The sequence below is a fragment of the Xenorhabdus bovienii genome, assembly GCF_024721015.1.
GTDB classification, from domain to species: domain Bacteria; phylum Pseudomonadota; class Gammaproteobacteria; order Enterobacterales; family Enterobacteriaceae; genus Xenorhabdus; species Xenorhabdus bovienii.
Window position 1 is genome coordinate 1 of sequence record NZ_JANAIF010000023.1, and the last position, 17,424, is coordinate 17,424.

Here is a 17,424-nt window from a genome sequence, read left to right on the forward strand (position 1 = left end):
GGGATGGGATAACGGTTATATGGAAGCACTGTTATTTAATCAATTTTAGCCGACTAAAATTTCATGCGTAACCCCTGACTTTGCCCCATGCATCGTCAGTCAATGCCGTCAGCACATGATCTTGCCAAACACCATCTATCATTAAATAATTCTTGGCATAACCTTCCTGCTCAAATCCCAACTTTTTGAGCAGGTTCCCACTACGATGGTTATGTGGCATGTAATTAGCCATAATCCGGTGCATTCTCTGATAGCGCTGCATATAGCGGATCGCAGGTTGCAGCGCTTCATACATCAATCCTTGCCCTTGCAATTTCTCAGCTAAAGAATAACCAAGATAACAAGAATGGAACGCGCCGCGTACAACATTAGTAAAATTCGCCACACCCATAATTTCACGCTCATCAGAGTCCAATAATACAAAATTAAATGTCGCATTCTGCCGTTGTAACTCAGTGATATAGTTCAACCGATTTGTCCATCCAGAGGGTTGATAAAAACTACCATCCCTTGTTGGCTCCCATGGCTTCAGGAAATCTTTATTTTCTGAATAATACTCAGCCAATCGATAAGCATCACGTTCATATACCAGACGAACAACCATCCTATCCGTAATAAATCGAATTTTGGGCGATGCAGAACGATAACCAAACATGCCTTCTCCTGATATTTGTCTTGAAAAAATTCTGGATAATTTATCTCTTATTAAAATTATTGCCTATTACCCTACGATAAAAAAATATCATCTATAACCCTCTACCTTAAAGATGAGATTAAGGTCAGAATAATAAGAACTTCATGTTTAATTCTCTCATATCTCAATGGTGCGCAATGTCGTTGGTTTCACAAGCACGTAGCTTGGGTAAATACTTCCTGCTATTTGATAATTTATTAGTTGTTTTAGGTTTTTTTGTCGTTTTTCCCCTAATTTCAATTCGTTTCGTCGAACAACTTGGCTGGGCGGCATTGATTGTTGGTTTCGCTCTGGGGCTTCGTCAGCTTGTTCAGCAAGGCTTGGGGATCTTCGGTGGTGCCATCGCAGACCGATTTGGTGCCAAGCCGATGATTGTTACTGGCATGTTATTGCGAGCACTGGGTTTTGCTCTGATGGCAATGGCACATGAGCCATGGATATTGCTGCTTTCCTGCGTTCTATCAGGATTGGGAGGAACATTGTTTGATCCCCCCAGAGCGGCTTTGGTCATTAAGTTAACCCGTCCCCATGAGCGAGGGCGTTTTTATTCAATCCTGATGATGCAGGACAGCGCAGGTGCCGTGGTTGGCGCACTCATCGGAAGCTGGTTGCTGCAATATGATTTCAATATCGTCTGCTGGATTGGTGCATCCATTTTTGTGCTGGCCGCATTATTTAACGCCTGGCTACTGCCTGCATACCGTATTTCAACAATCCGTACTCCTATCAAAGAAGGCATGATGCGGGTTATTAGAGATCGTCGGTTCCTTTACTATGTGCTGACATTGACGGGTTATTTTGTCCTGTCAGTACAAGTGATGCTGATGTTTCCGATTATTATCCATGAAATTACCGGCACTCCTACTGCCGTCAAATGGATGTATGCCATTGAAACCGCTATCTCCCTGACATTGCTCTATCCCATCGCACGCTGGAGTGAAAAACATTTCCGACTGGAGCAGCGCTTGATGGCGGGCTTATTTTTGATGAGCATCTGCATGTTTCCGATCGGCTGGGTCAATCAATTACATACACTGTTTGGCCTGCTTTGCCTGTTTTATTTAGGTTTGGTAACAGCCGATCCTGCTCGTGAAACGCTGAGTGCTTCACTGTCTGATCCACGGGCGCGTGGCAGTTATATGGGATTTAGCCGTCTGGGTTTAGCTCTGGGTGGTGCAATAGGTTACACCGGTGGAGGGTGGCTCTATGATACTGGCCGTGACTTAAATATGCCGCAATTACCCTGGATTTTGCTGGGATTGTCTGGTTTGATTACCATTTATGCTCTTCATCGCCAATTCAATCAGAAGAAAATTGATCCTGTGATGCTTGGTAGACATTAATCCTATTAGAAATAGTGTAAAATCTGCCCATTGAAAATAAAAAGGAGCCAATATGAAAAGATTTTTCTTAGGGGCAGCATTAGTGCTGGTAGGGTTAGTCAGCGGCTGTGATCAATTTAAAGACTTCAGCATCAACGAAGGTCTGATGAATGATTATTTGCTCAAAAAAGTGCATTATCAGAAAAAAATCAGCATTCCAGGTATTGCGAATGCCAATATCACACTGGGGGATTTATCCAGCCAGATAGGCCGTCAGGATCCTGAAAAAATTGAACTATCCACGCAAGCAAAAGTTCAACTTGCAACACTACTGGGTACGATTCAGGCTGATATGAAACTCACTATCAAGGCTAAACCCGTATTTGATGCAGAAAAAGGCGCTATTTTCGTGAAAGAGCTGGAAATCGTAGACTACCAGACAACACCGGAAAAAGCAGCGGCTCCGGTTAAGGCATTGATTCCTTATCTGAATACCTCTTTGAGTGAGTTTTTCGATACTCATCCGGTTTATGTTCTGAATCCAGAGAAAAGCAAGGCCGAGGCAGCAGCCTCACAATTCGCCAAAAGGTTGGAAATTAAACCCGGGAAGTTAGTTATTGGGTTGACCGATAAATAATTTTTATCGTCATTGAAATAATAAGGGCAAATTACTAATGGATAATTTGCCCTTTTATTTTATCAATTAGTGACCGATACACTCGCCTGTTCATAGCCTTCGGCTGAACTATTATCGTGACACTGTCACTCAGATTCTAATTCATAACGCAATGCCTGCAACGCTTCACGAGTGACAATCGCCAGCGTTCGATAAAAACCACTGGTTGCATGAGCTTCAACTTTACCGAGGAACTGCCCACACCAAGGCAAAAGATACTCATCAAACAACGTAATTTGTGCTTGGATTTCATCTTCAGCTGCCTGATCTTCCAGCCATGACACAGCCAGCAATAGAGAGCCGAATTGATCAGCAGGAGTATCAGACAGTGGCATTCCCCGTTCTGTCAAAAACTGACGTACTTCACTTTCTTCTCCGTCCGTATAATCACATCGACAAACAGCAACACTCGCCGATTCTCCAGTAAACAGAGCGTGATAATCGGCTGCCATCACTGACAATTCACTGTTTTGCTGTAAACGATCCAGCCATTCATCCTGTTCCAAAGGCCATGCTTGTTTTAGTTTTCCCTCAGCAATCATGGTGATTAAAGGTTGCAGAACGGGATCTTGCGGTGCGCGGTTAAACAATGTGCCCAATATGCGGCAGACAATAGAAAATTCGTTCATAACTTGATTCAATCCCAATAAATTATCAAATAGCGTTATTGTCCCTAATCGCCTGCTATGCTGTAAAGCAACTTGTTAATAACCACGTACCCTATCGACGAGGCCAGTTGGCATTTCACCCCGTGCCATCCGCCGGATATTTTCACAGATGACATCCATCGCAGCCTCAGGAACAGTGTTAGCAGCAATATGGGGAGTCACATTAATACGAGGGTGAGTCCAGAATGGGTGCATATTTGACAATGGCTCTTCGGCAAACACATCAAGGGTTGCTCCTGCGATATAACCTTTATCAATAGCAACAAGCAGATCCTGTTCGACAAGCTGCGCTCCTCGCGCCAGATTAATCACATATGAACCCGATTTTAGTTGGCTGAATAATGACAAATTAAGGATACCACGAGTGTCAGGAGTATCAGGGAGAAGGTTAATCAGCACCTTGCAGCCAGAAAGAAAATCACCCAATTGCTCTTTACCGTAAAAACTTTCAACACTATCGAGTTGTTTCGACGTCCTGCTCCAACAACGCACATTAAAATCAAATTCCATTAATTTCCCAATCACACTTCGCCCTAATATTCCGGCTCCTAAAACCCCGATAACAAATTCTTTCCGGTTATGCGGAGCCATAGGGGCCCAAAGGCGCTGCTCTTGGTATCGTTTATATTCATCCATGCGGCGGAAATAATGCAGCACTGAGGTAATGGCATATTCCTGCATCTGCCTTCCCATTCCTGTATCTTCGAGGCGGATCAATGGAACATCAGCCGGTAACGTACCGGGATTTTTCGATTCTTGTTTGAAAATCGCATCGACACCGGCACCCAGTGCGAATATGCCTTTTAGCCCCTGACGATTGGCTAACATTTCATAAGGTGGCTGCCAAACTAATGCATAGTCTGCGGGCTCTTGATCACCACTGACCCATTGCCTCACTTTGGCATCAGGCAGACGTGCCTGAATTCCTTGAATCCACTCATCGGTATTAAAGGAAGGGTGAAAAAAAATAATGTTCATACAATCTTATTCCTTATTGTTTTTTTGATAGGGTTAACCGATTGCTAAAATGGTTGCAAGCCTCTGCTGGAAAGCGAGGAATGAAAATATTAATAATGTTACCCAGTTAACATATTTACCACTGCATATTACAAAAAGCGCATCTGCTTTAGTAAATGACTATCGAACATTCAAATTGTTTTTTATTTGTGTAATCAGTCAAAAAGCCTGAAAAAATCGTCATAAGCCTGTTGACGCCTGCCCTGCTTTTCCCTATAGTAGCGCCCCGTTGCAGCGACGAACTCAAGTGATATCGCTACAACAACAAAATACGGTGAGGTGTCCGAGAGGCTGAAGGAGCACGCCTGGAAAGTGTGTATACGTGAAAACGTATCGAGGGTTCGAACCCCTCTCTCACCGCCATATTCTAAGAAAGAGCCTGAACACAATGCTCAGGCTTTTTTGTGGTTACTCTTGATAGAGCATTGAATCTAGAGTTTAGTAACCCTTGCGGAAAGTCCCTGACAGGACGACCGCAGAAACAAAACACGGTGAGGTGTCCGAGAGGCTGAAGGAGCACGCCTGGAAAGTGTGTATACGTGAAAACGTATCGAGGGTTCGAACCCCTCTCTCACCGCCATTTTTCAAGAGAAAGCCTGAACTTATGTTCAGGCTTTTTCGCATTTATATTCCCCGAAGTATAGGTGAAAAACCTCGCAAGGGTTCACCTCAACAACCTGCTCTAATGGGAATGTCTTAAAGATTTGTGGCTTAATTACACCTTGTTCTAGGCTAATCCAAAGGACAAACCCGAATAATATGACCATCGGGATCTTCAGCAAGGAAAGTACGGCCAAAAACTTCGGTATGGGGTTCCTCTACTATTTTGATCTCAGGGTTCTTTCGCCATTCTTCAAAGCACCGATCAACATCTTTACCGGATGGCAGCATAATACCAATTTCAGAAAATCGCGGAATAGCACGATCAGGCTTTGCTCCTCCACTCCAAATAGCAAACAGTACTTCACCACCAGCAGGAAATGCAACATAACGGGAGCTGGCAAATATCGGCTCAGCATTGAAAATTGTTTTATAAAAAGCGCTTGAACGCTCGATATCAGAGACATAAACAAGCTGAAGATTGGGTTTAGGGGATACTATCTCAACGACAGATTTCAGCCTTAATACGGTTTCAACCAGATCTTGCGTACCTTGCTTAAAGAAACTTTCGGCCTGAACAGCGGAAATATTTGCATCAGGTTCAAATGAAACGGTCACCTGAATACAACACGCCATATTGTTTTCATCTGTAATAATTTGATGTCGAAATGTTAATATTCCCATTTGCGGAAGGTTAACCTGATCGGTGAATTCTTTATTCACTTCGATATTTGAAAGATAAAAGCGAATTTCCGGAATTCCACTTAATATCATTCTGCCGTATTGACCCGTTTTGACCTCCCCTTCAAATTGAAAATATTCAAGATCGACTTCCCATTTTTTCCGCAAATCAAAATCGACATAATGCGCCCAGATATGGGATGGTTTAGCGTTTACCGATGTAGAAAAATTGAGTGTTAACATGACAAAACTCCCACAGTTAAATGTATCACATTGAAGATTAAGCGAGCTTTTTAATACAGTAGAACAGCCCGCAGAGTATCAATGGTGAGTGACAATTTCTGTCAGTAGTCTTTATTTGTCTAATAGGGAGTATTCATCTTTTAATTTGTTATTTTTACTCGTTCCCGTTACATCTTATCTATACGTCTGGGGATTCGCTCACTTGCTTCTGCACTGTGGCTTGAAATCTATTGGCATATCATTACTAAACTTTATTTTTCAGTGTAATTAATTTTTTACTATTATGATTTCCCATAAAAATAATTATATATCAATAAAAATACACATATCTCTATAAAATAGTTTTTGATAGATTGTTAATCCTCTACTTTAGATAAAAAAAATTAATACAATTAATTTTATGAACATAACATAATGCAACTACAATTTAATTCCTGAATGCACTTTTAGACTGCCTTATTGATATACATTAAATAATTTAACTTTATATATTCCACAATAGATTTAATTATTAATAATTTATTATATAAATTATTTCTTTGATTGACGATTATTTTCATTTTCCATTTACTGCATAGAAAACAACGTCATTTAATTTAAAACGAGAAAATAACTCTGTTATATATATTATTAATCTAGTGTGTTTCTTTGATATTAATTTAATTATGGAAGTAAAACATGTCTTTAAATATCACCTGTAATGAATTTGAACAGTACACTAAACTCTCTGATCCATCTTTAACTGCTATTAGCGGCCTTTTATTACAAGCTGTACAACAGCAACCCAATTCTGGCTTGAATTTTATATCCGGAGAAAAAGCAGAAAAAGCACGCTGATTACTTACCCTGAATTACTCGTAGAAGCCCAGTCTATACTGGGCGGGATACGTTCCCATGCTCCTACTCCTAATATCCATGTAATCTTGCTCCTTGAGCACGCCCATGATTTTATTCCTGCATTCTGGGCCTGTGTTTTGGGTGGTTATGTTCCTTGTCCAATTCTTCCCATTCGCAATGATCCTGAACGTTGGGAAAAACACCTCATACATGTGAATACCCTGCTCGAAAATCCGCTCTTAATTTCCACCAAATCATTGCAGAGAGAATTGACAAATATTTCGGATGTCATTGACTTGGATGTATTGCGTAATGCAGTGCCAGATGAAACAATCTATCAAGCAGAGGGAGAAGATCCTGCCGTATTCATGCTGACTTCCGGTTCTACTGGCAATTCAAAAGCCGTTATGATTACTCATGGTAACCTTCTGGCATCAATGAAAGGCAAAAATGAAAGGCAGTGTCTGACCGCCTAAGACACTACACTAAACTGGATCTCTTTCGACCACCTTGCTGCACTATCAGAAGCCCATTTGTTACCATTGTCCGTTGGTGCTACGCAAGTACATGTTCCCCCTGCAACAATCCTCGCAGAACCCCTGCTGTTCGTCCGACTCATCAGTGACTACCGTGTTGCCATGACATTTACGCCAAACTTTCTGTTTGGACAAATCAATGCTGCATTGCAATCAGGACATACAGATACCCTTGGGCTTCAGAACAAACCTCTTGATTTATCCCATCTGCGTCAGATTATTTCAGGAGGAGAAGCCACAGTCGTTGAAACAGGCCGTACATTCCTCAAACTTCTCGCCCCATACGGACTGGCAAGTAATACCATTTGGCATGACTGAAACTTGTGCAGGTTCAATTTATTCTCGGGAGTTCCCAGAAGGGGATGCAAACAAAGAGTTTAGCTCACTGGGCCAGCCTGTCCTTAGCCTACAAATGCGTGTCTCCGATGAAACTGGTCTTCTGGAAAAACCTGGGGCAATCGGCGAGTTGGAGCTTCATGGCCCGATGATTTTTACCTGTTACTACAATAACGAAGAAGCTACGCGAAGCTCTTTCACGGAAGATGGTTGGTTCCGCACTGGTGATCTCGCGCAGATTGAGAATGGAAAACTGCACCTGGTCGGACACAACAAAGACAGTATTATCGTCAGCGGAGTCAACTATTTCAGCCATGAGCTTGAAATAGTACTTGAACAACTTACCGGTATTGAAAAATCCTTTGTCGCCGCTTTCCCAACACGACCAGCAGGTAGTGATACCGAACAACTTGTTGTTGCTTTCGCAACATCGTTCCCGCTACCAGATGATGACAAGCTATATCATTGATCACGGCCATTCGTAATACCACTATTCTACTGTGGGGATTCCGTCCTTCATTGATCCTACCCCTACCAATAGACGCCTTTCAGAAAACGAGTCTGGGTAAAATCCAGCGTACCATTATGCGCAGACGTCTGGAAGCTGGCGAGTTTGCTGAACAAATACGTGACCTCAAAGAAGTTATCGATCGGCAGACAGGAGGCTATACCGCACCATCAAATGAAACAGAGATAGAGATTGCCAAGATCTATGCTGAATTGTTTGGCATTGATATCGCCCAAATCAGCGCAACAGCAAACTTTTTCGATCTGGGTGGAACCTCTCTAGATATCGTCAAGCTCAAGCAGTCGCTTCAACAGCGTTTCAACATTAAAGATGTGCCTATCGTGACACTACTGCAAAATCCCACAGTACAAACACTGGCGACTCGCATGGTATCCCACGGTAATAGCGTTTATGATCCAATCGTTGCTTTGCAAACTACCGGCAGCAAAACGCCACTATTCTGTATACATCCTGGGATTGGTGAAATACTGGTGTTTGTTAACCTTGCAAAATACTTCATCAACGATCGACCTTTTTACGCACTACGCGCGCGCGGGCTTGAAGAAGGAGAGGAACATTTCACTTCATTTGAAGAGTTGATCAATGTCTACATGGAAGCTATTCACTCGCGCCAGCCACATGGCCCTTATGCTATCGCTGGTTATTCCTATGGCAGCCCTGTTGCTTACGAAATTGCCAAGAGACTGGAAGCTCAGGGTGAGCGTGTGGCCTTTATCGGCAGTTTTGATATGGCGCCGTTGCTGATGCATCAAATGGCAGAAGTCGATGATGCCGATATCGCCACCACACTGGCTTTCTTTCTGTCTCTGGTTGAACGGGAACAAAAAGATGAATTACCTGCTCAGATCCGCACTTCTGCCGTGAACGAAGATCCTTGTAAATATCTACTACAAGATGTCTCTACCGAGAAGCTGAAAGAGTTGGATCTGAATCTAGAAAAATTCAAGGCATGGGCTGCATTGACAAAATCACTGCTAAAAGTAGGACGTTCATATGTTCCAACGGGACATATTGAATCCATGAGTATTTTTTATGCTGATCCGCCCCGTGGTTCAAAAGAAGAGTGGAAAACTCACCTGAAACGTTGGGATGATTTCACTCGCAGTCCTAACGCCTATATTCCAGTAGCAGGTGACCATTATGATCTAATGGGGCCAAAACATCTGGCGACATTTCAGGCAATTTTACGTAATGAGATTGATCGCGCTCTGGACAATCAATAACAGAATACTCTTAACCCATGATGAATCGGAGCGATGAACACAAATGAGTATGCATCTTGAAGCAACATTGGCGATTGATGCCCGAAATACGATTGGTGAAAGCCCATTATGGGATGCAGCAAATACACGCCTTATCTGGTGCGATAACGCCCACGGCATTATTCAGGAGGGAAAATCCGACGATAACGGCAACTGGTTCCAAAGCCGTCGCTGGAACCTGAATCGCCACATTGGCGGTGTAGTTCTTCGCACAAATGGCGGTGTTGTTGTCGCTGCTGGTACGGATCTACTAATATTGAATGATGAAGGAGATATCACGCCGTTTGCCCAACTGGACGCTGATCCGAAACAAATTCGAGCCAATGATATAAAATCTGATCCACAGGGCAGACTATGGGTCGGTACATTGGGTAATGATATTCTCACTTCATCCGGCAAGGTGATTGAGGGACAGGGTGCTCTGTACCGTATTGACCTTGACGGAACTATAACAACTATGTTAAAGAACGTCACGCTTTCCAATGGATTGGACTGGGGTTCCGACGGCTCGACTTTCTACTATGTCGATTCACATACGCTGGCCGTGGATATGTTCGATTTTGATGCCACACATGGAATAATCAGTAACCGCAGTCGGTTTCTCACCTTTGACAAAGGAGAAGGTGTACCAAATGGATTGACGGTTGATCATCAAGACAATATCTGGATTGCCCTGATGGGAAGTGGTGAAGTGCGTCACTATTCTCCAGCAGGAGAGCTTCTGGGCAAAGTGATCACCTCTACTCCGGCTGTAACAAGTTGTACTTTCGGTGGGTTACACGGTGACGAGCTGTTCATTACCAGCGCTGGCCGGAAATTACCGGATATCACTAAAACACTGTATGGTGTTTCTGAAGAAGCCGTGGAACGTTCTGCCACCGCACCGGGAGCAGGTGGTGTATTTGTGTGCCGTCCGGGGCATTCTGGGCGAGCAGCAACCCCGTTTGCCGGATAATCAGTTAGCACAATAGCATCCTGCTTCAGTAAATGCAGGATGCTAGTTTATCTTGAATTTCCAATCGATATTAGTTTTGGCTAACGAGAAATTTTTTCCATTGCTCTCCATTCTTTGAGCAATACTTGCCTTGAACGGGGGTAACATTGTTTTTCAATTTTCAAACGCATGATTCTATCTGATCTGAAATGACGAAATTCCTCGCGTAATTCACACCATCCAATCACAATGCTGATATTTTCAAAATAGCCTAAGGCGAATGGCCATATTGTTCTTTCTGATGGGATGTCTTTTATATCTAAATAAGCGAAGGTGATTTTATGCCGGGTATTGATCGCCTGACGTATCTGCTGAATCTCGACAACAGGCTGAACAGCTGTCGCAGCAGGCCCGATCAGTAAGGAGCTTGCCTCCAACATTTGTTTCAATTCTGCTGGGATCACAGCCGCAATTTTGCTTATTGCATTATTTGCAGATTCTTTTAGTTGGGGGTCTGCACGTTTAGCCACCCAATTCGCGCCCAATGCCAACGCCTCTATTTCATTTTGTGTAAACATGAGCGGTGGTAACACAAACCCAGGCCTCAAAACGTACCCTATTCCCGGCTCACCTTCGATAATCGCGCCTTGAGCTTGCAACGATGCAATATCCCGATACAGTGTTCTTAAGCTGATATTCAATTTCTGCGCCAACACTTTTCCCTGAACCGGAAAGTGATAACGGCGCAATATTTCCATGAGAGATAACAAACGCTGTGCTCTAGACAATTCGTCCCATCCATTCAAGTTAACCGACTCATCAACCTCTAATAATACGCAACTATCATAATTTAATTGATTAAAAAGATAGTTTTTTGATCCCTTGTACAAGATCATTGTTATCTGATTGCCCTTTTAGATTTTTTATTTTATTAATAATGCTGATAAATTGACCTCTAAAGGACTTAGAGAAAAATGACCATATACGATTTAAAACCCCGTTTCCAAAACTTACTGCGTCCTATCGTAATTTATCTGTATAAACAAGGGATCACCGCAAACCAGGTCACTTTAACCGCGCTATTCCTGTCAATCTTTGCCGGTTCACTATTGAGCCTATTTCCCTCGCCCCACCTCTATTGGTTGCTGCCTGTTTTTCTTTTCATTCGCATGGCTCTGAATGCTATTGATGGCATGCTGGCACGGGAACATAACCAGAAGTCTCATCTGGGCGCTATTTATAATGAATTGGGGGATGTCATTTCTGATGTTGCCCTCTATCTCCCCTTCTGCCTTTTACCTGATGTGAACAGCCTCAGCCTGTTGATTATTTTATTCCTCACTATCTTGACCGAATTCATCGGCGTACTGGCACAAACGATTGGTGCATCACGGCGCTATGACGGCCCGATAGGAAAAAGTGACCGTGCTTTTATCTTCGGAGCTTATGGATTGATTATTGCGATTTTCCCTTCGACCTTGGGCTGGAGTAGCTCTTTGTTTGCTTTCATGATCATTTTACTCTTGGTGACTTGCTACCAGCGCGTTGTTAAAGCCTTACGTGAAATCCGGCTGGCTGAACAGTCACACTCCAAATGAGGCTCTAACATGACACCACAACTCGATCAACGTATTGCTGAAGAACATTATTTCACCACATCAGATAATGCTTCTCTGTTTTACCGTTACTGGCCACAGCAACAGGCCAATCCAGACAGAGCGATCATTATTTTTCACCGTGGTCATGAGCACTCAGGACGCATCCAGCATGTCGTTGACGGACTCGATCTGCCTGATGTTCCTATGTTCGCGTGGGATGCCCGTGGACACGGTAAGACAGAAGGGCCGCGCGGTTACAGCCCATCTATGGGAACGTCGATTCGTGATGTTGATGAATTTGTCAGATTTATTGCCATTCAGTACGGCATCGCCATGGGAAATATCGTGGTTATCGGCCAGAGTGTCGGAGCGGTATTAGTCTCTGCTTGGATACACGACTATGCGCCAAAAATCCGCGCCATGATCCTCGCAGCACCCGCATTTGATATTAAATTGTATATCCCTTTTGCCACGCAGGGACTGCAATTGATGCAAAAAGCACGAGGTATTTTCTTCGTGAACTCCTATGTGAAAGCCAGATATCTGACTCACGATGAAACCCGAATTGCCTCTTATAATAGCGATCCGTTGATTACCCGGGAAATCGCCGTCAATATTCTCTTGGATCTTTACCAAACCGCCGAGCGAGTAGTTAAAGATGCCGCCGCCATTACACTACCTACCCTGTTGTTTATTTCAGGCAGCGATTATGTAGTGAACAAAAAACCACAGCATCAGTTTTATCAGCAGCTAAATACCCCTATCAAAGAAAAATATGTGATGGATGGCTTCTACCACGATACGTTGGGTGAAAAAGATCGCCATCTGGTTTTTGACAAAATCCGGGTCTTTATTGAGCGCATTTTTGCACTTCCGCGTTATCAGCACGATTACAGCCGAGAAGATACCTGGAGTCACTCTGCCGATGAATTTCGAACATTAAGCACATCATTACCGTGTCTGTGTCCGAAGAAACTCAGCTATCAGTTGATGCGTAAGGTAATGAGTACTCGCTGGGGCAGAACTTCCGAGGGTGTTTGCATCGGTCTCAAAACGGGGTTTGATTCCGGCTCCACATTAGATTATGTCTACCGCAACCAACCGCAGGGTAAGGGCATTTTGGGGCGAATACTCGATAAGCATTATTTGAACAGCATTGGCTGGCGCGGTATACGGCAGCGCAAGATCCATATTGAAATGTTGATCCGCCATGCTATTCGCAGTCTACGTGAACAGAATATGCCTGTGCATATGGTTGATATCGCCGCCGGACACGGACGCTATATTCTTGACGCAATCAACGATTTCAGCAAAGTCGATTCTATTTTGTTAAGGGACTATAGCGAAATCAATGTTAATCAAGGGCAGGCTTATATTGAGGAGCGCGATCTGACGGACAAAATTCGTTTTATTATCGGTGATGCCTTTAATGCTGAAAGCATCGCATCCATTACGCCAGCGCCGACACTGGGTATTGTATCCGGTCTCTATGAATTGTTCCCTGATAATAATTTACTCAGAAATTCGCTACGCGGCTTTGCTGATGTTATGACAGAAAATGGTTATCTGGTGTACACCGGCCAACCGTGGCATCCACAAATTGAGGTCATCGCCCGTGTTCTTTCCAGCCATCGTGACAGTCAACCGTGGATCATGCGGCGCCGTACTCAAGGGGAAATGGACGCATTAGTGGAAGCCGCCGGGTTTGAAAAACTGTACCAACTGACAGATAACTGGGGCATTTTCACTGTTTCGATTGCCAAGCGTGTTCATCGCTGATGAATAAATAAATATAAGATGGAACACCACATGCACTCTTCTCTCGATAGTCGTCGGCGCCTATGGCTGACAGGTGTTATCTGGCTATTGTTTCTGGCTCCGTTTTTCTTTCTTACTTATGGCCAGGTCAATCAGTTCACGGCACAAAGAGGCGATGTCGGCACTGTGATGTTCGGTTGGGAACATAACATCCCTTTTTGGTCATGGTCGATTATCCCTTACTGGAGTATCGATCTGTTCTACGGAATATCGTTATTTATCTGTACCCATCGCCGTGAACAGTGGCTTCACGGCTGGCGATTAATGACCGCATCACTGATTGCCTGTGTTGGATTCTTACTGTTCCCCCTGAAATTTTCGTTCTCCCGCCCCACCACAGAAGGCCTATTTGGCTGGTTATTTAATCAACTGGAGTTATTTGATCTGCCCTATAATCAAGCCCCTTCCCTGCACATTATTCTGCTGTGGTTGCTCTGGCTGCGCTATTCAGCCTACGTGAGTGGTTACTGGCGTGGGTTGCTGCACATTTGGTCAGTGCTGATTGCACTCTCGGTTCTGACGACTTGGCAGCACCATTTTATCGATGTACTAACGGGTTTTGCCGTTGGTGTCATCCTCAGTTACCTACTGCCGGTTTCATACCGCTGGCGCTGGCAACCTAATCAAGATCGCTATGCACGGAAGTTATTCGGCTATTATCTGACAGGCAGCGCTTTGTTCGCGCTTATAGCGAGTCTGCTGGGGGGGAGTTTCTGGATACTGCTGTGGCCTGCTGTATCGTTACTGATGATCGCACTGGGTTACGCAGGATTAGGCAGCTCCGTGTTTCAAAAACAGCCAGATGGCCGGATGTCACTGTCTGCACGCTGGCTACTGGCGCCATACCAACTGGGAGCATGGCTCTCTTATCTCTGGTTCCGGCGTAAAAGCGCACCTTTCAACCGTATAACTGAAGGGATTATTCTCGGCAGCCTGCCTTGCCAGCCCGTTACGGCGGTCAGTGTCCTTGATATAACCGCTGAGTGGCACAGGCGATCGGATGTCCGCACAGTAAATTATGTTTGCCAGCCGCAAATCGACTTACTGCCGCTGGCACCTGAAGCTCTACAATCGGCAGTTTGTACGCTGGATAAACTACGCCAGCAGGGAGATGTTTTCGTTCATTGTACGCTTGGCCTGTCACGCAGTGCGATGGTGGTAGCAGCATGGCTACTGAAACAGCATCCTGAATATGATATCAGCACTGTCGTAGCAATCCTGCGTAAAGCCAGACCGCATGTCACGTTCAGACAAACACATCTGGATGCCCTGTCTCAATGGGCAAAAGGCTACCTATAACGGGGAACATAACATGCAGCCGGAAAATCTGATCAGCAAAGTGATTATCGCAACGTTAAAAAGCTGGCGCTTTATCTCGGCACTATCTGCTTTTTCTATCCTGATCGCGACGGCAATGCTGATTGCTGTCTTCAACACTACCGCCTTAAACAACATTGCACTCTATGCCGTACTATTATTCACAACGCTGTACTGCCAATACTATTGTTGGCGCATTTGGCTTGACTGCCACTATTTTCAGATCCTCAATTCATCCCCTGAAAAAAGCGCCGAGTTCGATCAAACGTTATTGCTGATATTTAACAAGTTACCCCAATCACGGACACAGAATGATCGCTTTAACGGAGCAATCAAACTGTTAAAAAAGGCTACGATTGGTCTGATCCTGCAATGGATACTGTTTTTCCTGTTTCTGCTTACCTTGAAATATTCAGCCTGAATTCAGCTTTAATCTGACAAAGTCAGAACGTAACGATGCTACATTTTCTCGACTGTACTACTATTAACTAACTTTTAGACCTGTAACACCTTTATTGGGTGATAAAAGAGATACTCTTACATATTCTTTTTCAGCCCGTCATGCGGACGCCTTATTTTTTGGTTTTAGATTAAATGAATACTCGTAAAATTAATGGGATACGCCCATTTAGTGCGTTTATTGACTCATGTCTGAAGGAATCTTACTCTTTCCCCCGTTTTATCAGAGATATCATCGCTGGGATTACCGTGGGTGTTATCGCTATCCCATTGGCAATGGCTCTGGCGATAGGAAGCGGAGTTGCACCACAGTATGGCCTGTATACTGCCGCTATCGCCGGCATTGTCATCGCCATGACCGGAGGCTCACGTTATAGCGTTTCCGGCCCAACGGCGGCTTTTGTGGTGATCCTTTATCCTGTTTCACAGCAGTTTGGTTTGAGCGGCCTGCTCATTGCGACGCTGATGTCAGGTGTGATTTTGATTGTGATGGGATTGGCACGTTTTGGCCGGCTTATCGAATATATTCCTATGTCTGTTACCCTTGGATTTACTTCCGGTATTGCCATCACTATCGCCACCATGCAGGTGCAAAATTTCTTTGGCCTGAAACTGGCACATATACCGGAAAATTATATTGATAAGGTAGTTGCACTTTATCAAGCCCTGCCTTCATTACAATTGGGTGATACGCTTATCGGGCTGACTACGCTTCTGGTACTGATTTTCTGGCCGAAACTGGGAGTAAAGTTACCGGGTCACTTACCCGCTTTGATCGCGGGTACAGCTGTTATGGGCACGATGCACCTGTTAAGCTATGATGTCGCCACCATTGGTTCATCTTTTAGTTACACACTGGCGGATGGCACGCAAGGCCAAGGTATTCCCCCCATTCTTCCCCAATTTGTCCTGCCATGGAATTTACCCGATACACATTCTCTCAATATTAGCTGGAATACCGTATCGGCATTGCTGCCCGCTGCGTTTTCGATGGCCATGCTGGGTGCGATTGAATCGTTACTGTGTGCAGTGATTCTGGATGGCATGACAGGGAAAAAGCACCATTCTAACGGTGAGCTGCTTGGCCAGGGGTTGGGCAATATTGCCGCCCCTTTCTTTGGTGGCATTACCGCCACAGCGGCTATCGCCCGTTCAGCCGCCAATGTGCGGGCAGGTGCAACTTCCCCGATAGCCGCTGTGGTGCATTCCCTGCTGGTATTATTAACATTGCTGGTTTTGGCTCCGATGCTCTCTTATTTACCACTGGCGGCAATGTCAGCCATTCTGCTGATTGTCGCGTGGAATATGAGCGAGGCACATAAGGTAGTGGATTTAATACGCCATGCGCCTAAAGATGACATTATTGTTATGCTTTTGTGTCTGTCATTGACTGTCCTATTCGATATGGTCGTCGCGATCACTATCGGCATTGTGCTGGCATCACTCCTGTTTATGCGCAAAATTGCCAATATGACTCGAATCAGCACGTCATCTTTAACAAGCGCGGAGAAAGGGTTATTGGTCGTACGAATTAACGGCCCTTTATTCTTCGCTGCCGCCGAACGTATTTTTGCCGAACTGAGAGAAAAAAGTGCTGATTATCAAACCATCATCATGCAGTGGGATGCCGTACCCGTTTTGGACGCTGGCGGATTACACGCTTTTCAGGGTTTTGTGCGCGAACTTGGCAAAGAAAAACATATCGTCGTATGTGATATTCCCTTCCAGCCATTAAAAACGCTGGCAAGAGCCAAAGTTATGCCAATTGAAGGAGAGCTGAGTTTTTATGCTACCTTACCCAAGGCACTAAAAGAGATGGCAGTTGATTACACGCCTGAGGTGTGTGCTTCTTCAGAAAAGATTCAAGGTTAGTAACAACAAGTCACCCTCTGCCAGC

General features: G+C 44.3%; 16 protein-coding genes, 2 tRNA genes and 1 pseudogene. 14 read left to right on the forward strand and 5 right to left on the reverse strand.

The features are described from left to right. Window positions 1-61 precede the first annotated feature (61 nt). Window positions 62-655 carry a ribosomal protein S5-alanine N-acetyltransferase gene (rimJ, locus tag NXS07_RS08125; protein WP_258086523.1) on the reverse strand — a complete coding sequence of 198 codons (594 nt, stop codon included), beginning with the start codon at window positions 653-655 and terminating at the stop codon, window positions 62-64. A 176-nt stretch (window positions 656-831) separates the two neighbouring features. On the opposite strand from rimJ, the gene mdtH reads away from it, so the two are divergent. Together mdtH and NXS07_RS08135 are read left to right on the forward strand one after the other, a co-directional pair. Beyond that, window positions 832-2,037, forward strand: coding sequence for a multidrug efflux MFS transporter MdtH (gene mdtH, locus NXS07_RS08130; RefSeq protein WP_038206713.1), 1,206 nt, complete (start codon window positions 832-834; stop codon window positions 2,035-2,037). Between the two features lie 52 nt (window positions 2,038-2,089). Beyond that, window positions 2,090-2,653 (forward strand): lipoprotein, encoded by a 564-nt coding sequence (locus NXS07_RS08135; protein WP_258086524.1) that lies wholly within the window; start codon window positions 2,090-2,092, stop codon window positions 2,651-2,653. 125 nt (window positions 2,654-2,778) lie between these two features. On the opposite strand, the gene NXS07_RS08140 is transcribed toward NXS07_RS08135, so the two are convergent. Together NXS07_RS08140 and ghrA are read right to left on the reverse strand one after the other, a co-directional pair. Continuing rightward, entirely contained in the window at window positions 2,779-3,321 is a 543-nt protein-coding gene (locus NXS07_RS08140) for a TorD/DmsD family molecular chaperone (RefSeq protein ID WP_258086525.1), read from the reverse strand. 75 nt (window positions 3,322-3,396) lie between these two features. Beyond that, window positions 3,397-4,338 carry a glyoxylate/hydroxypyruvate reductase GhrA gene (gene ghrA, locus NXS07_RS08145; RefSeq protein WP_038206708.1) on the reverse strand — a complete coding sequence of 314 codons (942 nt, stop codon included), beginning with the start codon at window positions 4,336-4,338 and terminating at the stop codon, window positions 3,397-3,399. Between the two features lie 312 nt (window positions 4,339-4,650). On the opposite strand from ghrA, the gene NXS07_RS08150 reads away from it, so the two are divergent. Next, a tRNA-Ser gene (locus tag NXS07_RS08150) sits at window positions 4,651-4,740 on the forward strand. A gap of 127 nt (window positions 4,741-4,867) precedes the next feature. Continuing rightward, window positions 4,868-4,957 (forward strand) — tRNA-Ser (locus NXS07_RS08155). A 152-nt stretch (window positions 4,958-5,109) separates the two neighbouring features. Here NXS07_RS08155 and NXS07_RS08160 read toward each other — a convergent pair. Next, a complete protein-coding gene (locus NXS07_RS08160) occupies window positions 5,110-5,901 on the reverse strand; it encodes a VOC family protein (protein WP_258086526.1) in 792 nt (263 codons plus the stop codon). Between the two features lie 678 nt (window positions 5,902-6,579). Here NXS07_RS08160 and NXS07_RS08165 point away from each other — a divergent pair. The 5 genes and pseudogenes from NXS07_RS08165 to NXS07_RS08185 all read left to right on the forward strand — a co-directional run bounded on the left by NXS07_RS08165 (window position 6,580) and on the right by NXS07_RS08185 (window position 10,356). Then, window positions 6,580-6,738, forward strand: coding sequence for a hypothetical protein (locus tag NXS07_RS08165; protein WP_258086527.1), 159 nt, complete (start codon window positions 6,580-6,582; stop codon window positions 6,736-6,738). 47 nt (window positions 6,739-6,785) lie between these two features. Further along, window positions 6,786-7,592 (forward strand): annotated as a pseudogene (locus NXS07_RS08170) (AMP-binding protein). Then, window positions 7,585-8,079, forward strand: coding sequence for an AMP-binding protein (locus NXS07_RS08175; RefSeq protein ID WP_258086528.1), 495 nt, complete (start codon window positions 7,585-7,587; stop codon window positions 8,077-8,079). Before NXS07_RS08170 ends, NXS07_RS08175 begins: the two are co-directional and overlap by 8 nt. Then, complete coding sequence (locus tag NXS07_RS08180) at window positions 8,076-9,362, forward strand: thioesterase domain-containing protein (RefSeq protein WP_258086529.1); 1,287 nt, start codon at window positions 8,076-8,078, stop codon at window positions 9,360-9,362. The genes NXS07_RS08175 and NXS07_RS08180 overlap by 4 nt, the downstream gene beginning before the upstream one ends. A gap of 43 nt (window positions 9,363-9,405) precedes the next feature. After that, window positions 9,406-10,356 (forward strand): SMP-30/gluconolactonase/LRE family protein, encoded by a 951-nt coding sequence (locus NXS07_RS08185; protein ID WP_051862900.1) that lies wholly within the window; start codon window positions 9,406-9,408, stop codon window positions 10,354-10,356. An 80-nt stretch (window positions 10,357-10,436) separates the two neighbouring features. Here the strand turns inward: NXS07_RS08185 and NXS07_RS08190 are convergent, their stop codons facing one another. After that, window positions 10,437-11,123 (reverse strand): helix-turn-helix transcriptional regulator, encoded by a 687-nt coding sequence (locus NXS07_RS08190; RefSeq protein ID WP_038205880.1) that lies wholly within the window; start codon window positions 11,121-11,123, stop codon window positions 10,437-10,439. Window positions 11,124-11,309: 186 nt separating this feature from the next. On the opposite strand from NXS07_RS08190, the gene NXS07_RS08195 reads away from it, so the two are divergent. The 5 genes from NXS07_RS08195 to dauA all read left to right on the forward strand — a co-directional run bounded on the left by NXS07_RS08195 (window position 11,310) and on the right by dauA (window position 17,399). Next, a complete protein-coding gene (locus tag NXS07_RS08195; protein WP_038205871.1) occupies window positions 11,310-11,933 on the forward strand; it encodes a CDP-alcohol phosphatidyltransferase family protein in 624 nt (207 codons plus the stop codon). A gap of 9 nt (window positions 11,934-11,942) precedes the next feature. Then, window positions 11,943-13,712 (forward strand): bifunctional alpha/beta hydrolase/class I SAM-dependent methyltransferase, encoded by a 1,770-nt coding sequence (locus NXS07_RS08200; protein ID WP_038217052.1) that lies wholly within the window; start codon window positions 11,943-11,945, stop codon window positions 13,710-13,712. Between the two features lie 30 nt (window positions 13,713-13,742). Continuing rightward, entirely contained in the window at window positions 13,743-15,050 is a 1,308-nt protein-coding gene (locus NXS07_RS08205) for a phosphatase PAP2/dual specificity phosphatase family protein (protein ID WP_230580062.1), read from the forward strand. Between the two features lie 13 nt (window positions 15,051-15,063). Further along, the gene (locus NXS07_RS08210; RefSeq protein WP_038195673.1) at window positions 15,064-15,489 is read left to right on the forward strand and encodes a hypothetical protein; all 426 of its coding nucleotides are present in this window, start codon (window positions 15,064-15,066) and stop codon (window positions 15,487-15,489) included. A 173-nt stretch (window positions 15,490-15,662) separates the two neighbouring features. After that, window positions 15,663-17,399, forward strand: coding sequence for a C4-dicarboxylic acid transporter DauA (gene dauA / locus NXS07_RS08215; RefSeq protein ID WP_038205862.1), 1,737 nt, complete (start codon window positions 15,663-15,665; stop codon window positions 17,397-17,399). The last annotated feature ends 25 nt before the right edge of the window (window positions 17,400-17,424 follow it).